The sequence below is a fragment of the Streptomyces capoamus genome (genome assembly GCF_014654935.1).
GTDB classification, from domain to species: domain Bacteria; phylum Actinomycetota; class Actinomycetes; order Streptomycetales; family Streptomycetaceae; genus Streptomyces; species Streptomyces capoamus.
The window spans coordinates 198,812-200,719 of sequence record NZ_BNBF01000006.1; the positions used below are offsets into that span (position 1 = coordinate 198,812).

The 1,908-nt window shown below is 72.4% G+C and carries 4 protein-coding genes and 1 pseudogene; all 5 read right to left on the bottom strand.

The window, feature by feature from the left end; translation table 11 throughout:
* Positions 1-255 (bottom strand): annotated as a pseudogene (locus IE312_RS39700) (hypothetical protein); the annotation flags it as partial.
* Positions 252-716, bottom strand: a complete 465-nt coding sequence (locus tag IE312_RS12290) for a phage tail tube protein (RefSeq protein WP_189981092.1) — start codon at positions 714-716, stop codon at positions 252-254. The pseudogene IE312_RS39700 and the gene IE312_RS12290, both read right to left, overlap by 4 nt.
* The gene (locus IE312_RS12295) at positions 697-1,143 is read right to left on the bottom strand and encodes a minor capsid protein (protein ID WP_189981093.1); all 447 of its coding nucleotides are present in this window, start codon (positions 1,141-1,143) and stop codon (positions 697-699) included. Before IE312_RS12295 ends, IE312_RS12290 begins: the two co-directional genes overlap by 20 nt.
* Positions 1,136-1,489 (bottom strand): hypothetical protein, encoded by a 354-nt coding sequence (locus tag IE312_RS12300; protein WP_189981094.1) that lies wholly within the window; start codon positions 1,487-1,489, stop codon positions 1,136-1,138. The genes IE312_RS12295 and IE312_RS12300 overlap by 8 nt, the downstream gene beginning before the upstream one ends.
* Positions 1,486-1,806: a hypothetical protein gene (locus tag IE312_RS12305; RefSeq protein WP_189981095.1), complete on the bottom strand. Its 321-nt coding sequence runs from the start codon at positions 1,804-1,806 to the stop codon at positions 1,486-1,488. Before IE312_RS12305 ends, IE312_RS12300 begins: the two co-directional genes overlap by 4 nt.
* Positions 1,807-1,908: the final 102 nt, after the last annotated feature.

Below are 1,908 nucleotides of genomic sequence, written 5' to 3' on the forward strand. Positions count from 1 at the left end.
GTCGCCCCCGTAGAGGGTGGCGAGCATCTTGCGGACGTCGCCCGGGTCGCTGGAGTCCTGTACGCGCTCCATCTGAAGCGTGAACAGGAGCGGCAGGGACTCGGGGAGGGTGTACGTCGTGCCGTAGAGGGTGAGCTGCTCGCGCGGCCGGGTGGCGGACTCCTCGGCGAAGAACGCGTCAAAGTCCGCGTGCCCGGCGGTCTGGTCGAGCTGCTCGTCGTCCTGGTCGACGACGTCGAGGTCGAGGTCGGTCACGGCGTCACGTCCTTGGTGGTCGCGGCGCCGCACTTGGTGACGGTGGCGCTCCAAGACGTCTTGTCGTTGGTGCCTCCGCCCTGCTCGCCCGGGGTTACGGTGGCGTCCCAGACAACCCACTTGGTCTGTGTGTTGTGGCGCCACCGGACGGGGTTACGGGAGTCGATACCGAGACGCTCGGCCCACACGCGGTCGACGTACGCCTGCCCGGGATCCTGCGCCTTGGTGGCCTTGTCGATGCGGTACTGCCCCTCGACTTCGAGGCTCGCGCCCCTCTGCATCACGTCCTGTTCGTACTGCCCGTCGGAGTCAAACGCCGTGGTGTCGACGGTCTCCTCGTTCTCCCCCGGGTTGTGCGTGAACGTGGTGATACCGCTGATGGGCAACCACGTCTCGGTGTCGGCGTCGAGGTCCTGAACCTCGAATATCCAGCCGCGCGCGTCAATCGGCCGTCCGGCCATGGGCGTTTCCTCCTGTGTCTGTGGTGGGGCCGGCGACGTCGAGGTCGAGGTTTACGACGTGCTCGCATCGGCCGTTGGAATCGGGCCCCAGGGGGGCCGGGGTGCCGCGCGCGGCGGCGAGGATGAGCCACGTACCGTCGGGCAACTCGACGCCCGTAAGGCCGTGCAGGGCCCGGTACAGGGCCTCGGCGCGGGCACGGGATACGCGGGGGTCGGCGGTGCCGCGTACGCGCACCTGTAGGCGCCGCTGCTCGACGTCGTCCCGGGCGTCCGGGGCGCCGGCGTCGTACAGGGCGAGGGATACGGCGCGGTCGGGTGCCGGGGGCATGGCCTCGACGAACGTGTCGCCCGTGCGGCCGGTCGGGTCGTAGGTGAGCAGGCCGGCCGCGGCGAGGTGGCGGGCGATGCCGTCGAGCAGGTCAGCCACGGAGGGACCGCCGTACCTGCGCGGCGATGATGTCCGCGACGGCGGCCTGTTCCTCCGTCAAGGGCCCTTCAAGGAACTTGGCGGTACGGCCGGCGTCGTGCTGCAACGTGAGGTCCTCGTGCTGCCGTACGGCGTACTTCGTGTCGTACGAAACGCCGGCGGTCAGGGCCTCCTCGTCGACCGACGCGACGCCGGACCGTTCGAGGGTGGCCTCTTCGATGGGGACGCGGCGGCGGGAGCGTTCGAGGACGTGCTCGGCGGCGAGGCGCAGGCCGCGCACGGCGCCGGCCCGGGTGCCGCGCAGGGCGGCGGCGCCGTTCCATGTGAGGCGGGCGCGGGCGGTCACTCCGTCATCACCTCCGTACAGGCCGGCACGGGCAGGCCCGGGGCGGTGTGGTCGGCGGTCGAAATGGCGGTCGTCACGCGGCCGTCGGGCAGGGTCACCCGGGATCCGGGCGGGCAGTCGAGGCCCGGGAGCGTGATCACCTGCGCCGTGCTGACGACTTCGCGGCCGTCGCTCGCGCGGCGCACCTGCTTGACGGTGTGGGCGACCAGGGCGCGCACGCCGGCGACGGGCGGGTCGTAGATCGGGCCGTACGCCGAGTCGCCCCGGTACGGCTCGATGGTCACGCGGTGGCGCAGCAGGGAGGCGGGGACCTTCACCAGATCACCCCCGGCAGCAGTCCGGCCGCGCGCAGGGCGCGGTGTGCGCGGGGGGCGAGGTCGACGCCGGACGCGGCGGGCGGGCCCGCCGTGCGCCCGGAC

Coding starts and splice junctions, on each gene's coding strand:
- IE312_RS12290 (WP_189981092.1), bottom strand. CDS start 716: ATGGCCGGACGGCCGATTGACGCGCGCGGCTGGATATTCGAGGTTCAG.